The following is a 6175-nucleotide window of genomic DNA, read 5'->3' on the forward strand; positions in this document are numbered from 1 at the left end:
AACAGTTGACAGTTGCGGATGCTGTTCAGGCGGAGGATACCTGGCGCATGTGTTGCACCAGCGGCTCGCGATACGTAGGCTCTGCCGAGGGTTTGCGGATGCTGTTCAGGCGGAGGAACCCTGGTGCATGTGTTGCACCAAGCAGCGAGACAAGACAAGCAGACAGTTGACAGTTGACAGCGAAGTTTGTAGGGTAGGGATTTAAGCCCCTGCGCGTCGTTAAATAGTTGACAGTTGACAGCGATTCGCTAAACCCTCGTCTCTGCTGAGGGTTTAGCGAATCAAGAGAGCGAAGTTGTTAGCACAGAAATTTAAACGGGATGTCCTAACAGTTATCTGCCTTACGACAAGGGCGTCAAACCCTGGCGATCGGATGACAACCTATACTAATATATCCATAGTCTCGATCGCCCGCCATCTCAGCACCGCCTCATCGCTGGCAACCCGATCGGATATTGGATGACAACCTCCACTTACTCCCTTGCTACCCAAAAAATAGTCTATCTACCATCCACCATCCACCATTCACCATCCACCCTAGATATCTAATTTGAAACTAGGACGAAAGTATTGTACCGACATGAAATATTTACTAGCAGGCGATCTCGGTGGTACCAAAACGTTGTTAAGACTGGTTGAAGTCGGATCGCTCACCATAGTCGCCTTTGAGCGATCGCATCAGAGTCGTGACTATCCCGGTCTAGTGGCGATCGTCCAATCGTTTTTAGCCGCAGCTCAGGTGCCGCTCGGACTGGAGATCGAGATCGTCAGTGCCTGTTTTGGCATCGCTGGCGCAGTCATCGACGGCGCATCCTATCTCCCCAATCTTGATTGGCACATCGACGCTACCAAGATCGCGTCAATATTAGAAATTCCGCAGGTCAAATTAATTAACGATTTCGTCGCCATCGGGTACGGCATCGGACAACTCCGTCCAGAAGACCTCCACACCATCCAAACCGGACAACCCCATCAAAACGCACCAAAAGCAGTAATCGGTGCGGGTACGGGGCTAGGACAAGGCTTCTTGATTCACAATGGGACTGACTATCAGGTTGTTGCTGCTGAAGGTGGACATACAGATTTTGCGGCGCGATCGATCGCCGAATTTGAATTATGGCAATATATCTGCACACACAAACAGATCGCCCGCGTCTCCACCGAGCGCGTTGTCTCTGGGCCAGGAATCGTCAGCATCTACCAATATCTGCGCGACAAGAGCCACTTTTCCGAAACGCCGGAAGTTGCTAATGTAGTTAAGCTCTGGGAATCCCCATCTGAAAATGCCGTCGATCCTACCGCCTTGATTTCTGCCCTCGCGATCGCCAAAACCGATCCGCTCTGTCAAGCTACCATGCAGATGTTTGTCTCGGCTTATGGTGCCGAAGCTGGCAACCTCGCCCTCAAAATCCTCCCCTATGGCGGAATCTACCTCGCAGGTGGGATTGCTGCCAAAAACTTAGCTCTATTTACAGACGGAACTTTTACGACGGCTTTCAATCATAAAGGGAGAGTCAGCCATTTATTGGGCAACATCCCCGTCCATGTCATTCTCACTCCCCAAGTGGGTCTACTAGGTGCCGTCGCCCAAGCCGCACAGCTCCACAGCATGCGTTAAGCTAGGAAATGGCGATCGTCCGTGAGTGTAGCCGATGCGACAATCTTCCCGCCGATCTTCTGTCAGAATTTAATTAAGAACTAGAACATCAGTTCCCTAGATCTCGCTTGACAACCTCTTTAAACCAACACTCTGAGTAGCCAAACCTCTCCAGCCACCAGCCTAATCCATCAGCTAAATAGAGAAAAAATGTCCAAAGTATTAAAATTGTCAATGAGAGAAACATTAAAAAAATATAAAGGTTATACTAACTAGCAGTGGTGCTAATACAAGGAGGTCTATGTTTCTTAGACTAGCAAATCAACATCAAGAATTTGTCAAAGATTTAGTTATGAGCCTTCAGGCTTTAGCTACTGTTTTAGAACGACGCGGCTTTGAGGCTGCTTGCTATACATGTGGAGAGCGCATGAATAGTGCCAACTTTATGGTGAGCTTAGCCCCCAATCATCTGATCAGATTCTTGGTATCTGACTATGGAATTACCTGGACTGAGCTGCGCGACGATCGCGAGTTGATGAAGCTCGAAGGCGCAGAAGCGATCGCCCAATTGCAAGAACTTGCCGATCTGCTCCAAGTCAAGCTCCAATCTGATACCCACGCGCTCATCGGTTGAGGTGTCACTCAACCGAGCTAGCTGGAAGTATCGATTCAAGATCCGATCGAGCAAGGACATCTCGATCGCTAGGGTAGTGCTAGGATCGAACTCGCGACCGCCGAATTGATGACGGGGTGTTGACCATAAAAAGGTACTGCCAGCGACCAGTGAGGACGTTGTCCGCGATCGTACTCCAGCCGTGCCAAAGCTAACACGCCAGCGACAGTATGGGCAAGATTTGCCGATTGTGGGACAGTGTGATGATATGACGGTTGGAGCTGGGCTAATTGGGCATCCCAATCGGCAGCGGAGAATACCAGATCAGCCAAAATCGTCGTAAATTCCTGACGGTCTAGACTCACTTGATAAACTGCGCCAAAAATTTCGCCGCGTTGAGCAGGCATCGAAATCGCGATTGCTCCAGCCTGTGGTAGTTGCCAAGCGATCGCCGCTAAACTAGAAATAGCAAATACAGGTAAGTCTAACTGTTGCGCCAGAGTGCGGGCGGTAACTATCCCCAACCGCGCACCTGTGAATCCCCCTGGGCCATGAGCCACAGCCAGCCAGCCCAGATCTTGCCAAGTTTGAGGACTGAGAAAATCGCGCAGATAGGGATGGAGATAATTGGAAGTCTCTCGTCCCAAATCCCATGTCTGACAACGGACATCCTCAGTAGTCGTACCAATTGCTAAACCTAATGCAGGGCTGCTGGTGTGCAGTGCCAAACCGTATTTCATGTAGAGGGTAGAGGGTAGCGATTCGTGCTCGTCGGGTTCCCCGACGGTTTAGCGAATCAAGACAGGGAGTAGGGGGTAGGCTTTAGGCTTTAGGTTACAGGATGTGTTAGGCTTCAGAATCTGTAGGGTGGGCACTGCCCACCATCGATATTTGAGGTGATTCAATCCGGGCGATCGCCACTGATGATTTACAGCAGATCCGATCTCGAACACAGCAAACAGATAGCACCATAACCTAGGTGGTGGGCAGTGCCCACCCTACATGTTTAGAAATCTAGTCAGTTTAGATATCGAAAATATCGCCAGCCCAGAGCTAATTACCTCCGGTACGCTACGCGATCGAATTCGACGCACGATCGCCCAGAAAGAATTAGGATAGCATAAACACATTTGCAAAAGATCGGAACTGATAACTATGACGTCTGCCGATGCTGAATCCAATCTTACCAGTAATCCTCAACCTCAGACACTGCGATCGCGATATCTACAGACGATCGCTGACATCAGCATGCGGATTCTGACGGGTAAGCAGGTAATTTCCAAAGAGTATATTTATCAGATCCTCGTCGAGCAGATCGAACTCGGCACCAGCGAAATCTTTGAAGGTTGTCTGAGCGAGACGGTAGCAGGAGTCGAGCGAGAAATTGCCAGCCAACCCGATGAAGTAAAACAAGCTAAACTCAAACACAAACTCAATGCCCTCAAATGGATTGAGACGGCTCTAGGGAATTTGCAAGACGAACGCCAAGCCGTAGCTGTCGTCACTGCGACGATCGATCGAGTCGTCACCGCCGAGCCGAATGAACGCCTGAATATCCTCCTCCAAGCCCTCGATCCCAACCAGGAGCGCAAACTAGATCGCGCTCAAATTCAACTGACGATTAAGTCGCTCCAATCGGTGGCAAATGTGCGACTCGAACCCGCAGATTTCGAGCAGTTACGTCAATTATCGCTCGGACTCGATCGCGGACTCCAGACTCTGCCAGCTCTAGAACCCCACCTCGTGAGTTGGATCTACGAAAGCGGTCAACAAATCGGATTTGGGGGAGCGACGGAGAATGGCCCCTGGTCGCTGTGGGCGCAGCAAGTCACCAAACCACTTACAAAGTCATTATTTCAAGCGATCGGTCGTCAGCAGTCGATTTCCGACATTACAGCAGCACAAGGGAGTGGTGATGAGGGGGATTGGACAGAGTTGGCGATCGTCTTGCAGAGTATTCAGACGGCTCTGGTAACCTGGTTCGATGGGCAGATGTACGATCGCGTTTGGGGACAACGGATGGCATTTAGTACGCTGATTACGTTTGCGGCAATTTGGAGTGAGTTGGCAAATGGGATCGCCAGAGCGACTAGTATTAATAGTAGTCATCGGGACTCGATCGCCAAAGCTTGTTTTCAGGTGACATTACAAATTCTGCGTACCACCGCACAGCGTCCCAATTTCCCGCTCTATGGGGGGATTTTTGCCGCATTCTCTGGTGAAACACTCCGCGATACCCTCTCTTATTTCGATCTCCCGCTCAAGCAAGTAGCAGGAACCCAAGAAAAAGGGCGACTGTTAACTATTTTGGGCTACTCACAGCAGACATTGGGACAGAGCGAACGCGCCATCGCCCTGCACCAGGAAGCTCTCGACATTGCCAATCGTGCCGGAGATCGCCCGTGTGAGATTGCCAATCTCAACCACCTGAGCCGAATTGCGATCGGTCAAAAAGATTATCCCCAGGCGATTGGCTACAGTCAACGCGCCCTAATTTTGGCTAGACAGACAGGTGATAAATTGGGTGAAGCCAATGCCCTGACCAACCTAGGATACTCCGAAGTGTTGTCCGCACATGCTCTCGATCTGATGGATGAGGATGTCTACGAACAGAATATCAGCTATCTCGATCGCGGTCTCAAACTTGCCGAAACCTTAGAAGACAAACAAAGTTTAGCCCTGTGCTATCACAGCCTCGGACTCGCCTATCTCACCATCCAGCAATTTGAGAAAGCGATCGAGTATCTCCAATTGGGTACCAAAGCCGCCCAAGCCGTCGGCGATTTGTACCTCCAAGGACTGAATCTTACCTACCTCGCGGAGGCTCACCACAGCCTAGCAAAAAATAAAACCGCGATCTTTTATAGCTGTCTGGCGATGTATCAGCTACATCAAATCGGTGCCAAGGAATGGCGACAGAGCGCGAGTTTAGCCACCGTATTGCAAGGACAACTCGGACGTGAAGAATTTGAAAAGATCTTAGTCCAGTATCGTCCTAATTTGCTACCAGCGATCGGGGTTGATGGCTATGATTATCTGCCACAATTACTCGCGAAGTATCTGATTGGTGGCGGTTGATTTAGGTTGATGTGCCATCACTGCCGCTCTTTAATTGACGAATTACTATTGTTAACGTCAGTTCTGGTTAAGGATATTGGCTCCGTTCCAGCACCGCCAACGATTGAAATTGTGGCTCATGATGCAAAGTCCGCCTGTCTTGACGCGCTAAACCCTCGGGGAACCCGAGGAGCGCGCGTCGCTACGCGGACTAATATTTCAGTCCGCGTAGGCGAACTTTGCATCACAAGCAGCGGTTAAAACCGCTGAGATTGTCGGTAGCAATCTGTTTATTTGAAATTTGACACTCCCCATGCTTACACTCTCTCGCCGCAAGCGGCTTAATTCGTTAAAGCAGGGGATTCTTCTCTCAACGACGCACCTTGCCCACGCAGGTTTGCACCAGCGAGAGTAGAGGGTATGTCTCCAGAAGCGTTTACCGCATCGAGTACGGAGGTTCCAACATGCCCTGTTGTACCTATTGCTTTGGTCAATATGTTGAGCGCGGCATTGTGGTCGCGTCCCAGATTACAGCCGCACTGACAAGAATGAGTGCGAGTAGACAACGACTTTTTGACCACAGTGCCACAGCTAGAGCATTCTTGGCTGGTGTAAGCGGGATTCACTGCAACAGTAACCCGACCAAAAATCCGCCCAAATGTTTCTAACCAAACTCTAAATTGATACCATCCCGCATCAGAAATTGATTTAGCTAAACAATGGTTTTTTACCATGTTTCTCACTCTTAAATCTTCATAGGCCACTAGAATTAAAGTCAGTGAAGGAGTCACCTCCTCCACTGCTCTCCAAAACGGAACGTGATAGTTTCCCATCATTCCGCTCCTCAGTAATACGGTCGTTGTCATCAATACGTCGTTACCAACATATCGTCAATCCAGACCCAATGA

Annotated in this window: 4 protein-coding genes and 1 pseudogene; 3 read left to right on the plus strand and 2 right to left on the minus strand. The window is 49.8% G+C overall.

Features of this window, described 5'->3' with window-relative positions:
* Nucleotides 1-580: 580 nt before the first annotated feature.
* Together ACEW9I_RS24290 and ACEW9I_RS24295 are read left to right on the plus strand one after the other, a co-directional pair.
* Nucleotides 581-1618, plus strand: coding sequence for a glucokinase (locus tag ACEW9I_RS24290; protein ID WP_373542911.1), 1038 nt, complete (start codon nucleotides 581-583; stop codon nucleotides 1616-1618).
* A gap of 280 nt (nucleotides 1619-1898) precedes the next feature.
* Nucleotides 1899-2231 (plus strand): DUF1815 family protein, encoded by a 333-nt coding sequence (locus ACEW9I_RS24295; protein WP_373542912.1) that lies wholly within the window; start codon nucleotides 1899-1901, stop codon nucleotides 2229-2231.
* Between the two features lie 68 nt (nucleotides 2232-2299).
* Here the strand turns inward: ACEW9I_RS24295 and tsaB are convergent, their stop codons facing one another.
* Nucleotides 2300-2950 carry a tRNA (adenosine(37)-N6)-threonylcarbamoyltransferase complex dimerization subunit type 1 TsaB gene (tsaB, locus tag ACEW9I_RS24300; protein ID WP_373542913.1) on the minus strand — a complete coding sequence of 217 codons (651 nt, stop codon included), beginning with the start codon at nucleotides 2948-2950 and terminating at the stop codon, nucleotides 2300-2302.
* Between the two features lie 415 nt (nucleotides 2951-3365).
* Between tsaB and ACEW9I_RS24305 the strand changes: the two genes are divergently transcribed.
* Nucleotides 3366-5288, plus strand: coding sequence for a tetratricopeptide repeat protein (locus ACEW9I_RS24305; RefSeq protein WP_373542914.1), 1923 nt, complete (start codon nucleotides 3366-3368; stop codon nucleotides 5286-5288).
* A 320-nt stretch (nucleotides 5289-5608) separates the two neighbouring features.
* On the opposite strand, the pseudogene ACEW9I_RS24310 reads toward ACEW9I_RS24305, so the two are convergent.
* Nucleotides 5609-6034, minus strand: a pseudogene (locus ACEW9I_RS24310) (RNA-guided endonuclease InsQ/TnpB family protein); the annotation flags it as partial.
* Between the last annotated feature and the right edge of the window lie 141 nt (nucleotides 6035-6175).

The organism is Chamaesiphon sp., from assembly GCF_041738855.1.
In the GTDB taxonomy this organism is placed as follows: domain Bacteria; phylum Cyanobacteriota; class Cyanobacteriia; order Cyanobacteriales; family Chamaesiphonaceae; genus Chamaesiphon.

Bases quoted from the DNA above. Each gene is read 5' to 3' on its own strand.
- ACEW9I_RS24290 (WP_373542911.1), top strand. From the start codon at position 581: ATGAAATATTTACTAGCAGGCGATCTCGGTGGTACCAAAACGTTGTTA.
- ACEW9I_RS24295 (WP_373542912.1), top strand. From the start codon at position 1,899: ATGTTTCTTAGACTAGCAAATCAACATCAAGAATTTGTCAAAGATTTA.
- tsaB (WP_373542913.1), bottom strand. From the start codon at position 2,950: ATGAAATACGGTTTGGCACTGCACACCAGCAGCCCTGCATTAGGTTTA.
- ACEW9I_RS24305 (WP_373542914.1), top strand. From the start codon at position 3,366: ATGACGTCTGCCGATGCTGAATCCAATCTTACCAGTAATCCTCAACCT.